Source organism: Streptomyces sparsus (assembly GCF_054776295.1).
The window spans coordinates 1-662 of the sequence record NZ_BAAHCA010001589.1 but is presented as its reverse complement, the minus strand read 5'-3'; the positions used below and the strand labels follow the sequence as shown (position 1 = coordinate 662).

Sequence of the window (662 nt, the reverse complement as noted above, 5' to 3'; positions counted from 1 at the left end):
TGCCCTGCGGCGGAGCACTCGGGCACGGCTGCGGCCCCCTCGTACTGACCCGCGAGACCGGCCGCGACCTCTCCGGCGCCACGGTGGCCGTGCCCGGCGAGCGGTCCACCGCGTACCTGCTGTTCCGTCTGTGGGCCGCGGCGGAGGTGCCCGGCGGGGTCGGTGAGGTGGTGGTGCTGCCCTTCGACGAGATCATGCCCGCGGTCCGGGACGGCCGGGTGGACGCCGGCCTGGTCATCCACGAGGCCCGGTTCACCTACCACCACTACGGCCTGCACCGCCTCGCCGACCTGGGCGAGCACTGGGAGCGGACCACCGGACTGCCCATCCCGCTGGGCGCGATCATCGCCAAGCGCTCCCTGGGCCGGCCCACTCTGGACGCGCTCACCGCAGCCGCCCGCGCCTCCGTCCGGATGGCCTGGGACGACCCGCAGGCGTCCCGCGCCTACGTGCGGGAGCACGCCCAGGAGATGGACCGGGAGGTCGCCGAGCAGCACATCGGCCTCTACGTCAACGACTTCACCGCCGACCTGGGCGAGTCCGGGGCGGCGGCGGTACGCGGCCTGCTCACCCGCGCCGCCGCCGAGGGCCTCGTCCCGCCGATCAGCCCGGACGCGTTGACCCTGCCGCGTTGACCCTGCCGCGCCGACGCCGGTGCGGGG

At 75.7% G+C, this 662-nt stretch carries 1 protein-coding gene; it reads left to right on the top strand.

Translation table 11 applies throughout. The features are described 5' to 3' along the window. The coding region (locus ACYVE9_RS29775; protein WP_461030973.1) for an MqnA/MqnD/SBP family protein at positions 1–635 on the top strand (635 nt) is incomplete at its 5' end. Between the last annotated feature and the right edge of the window lie 27 nt (positions 636–662).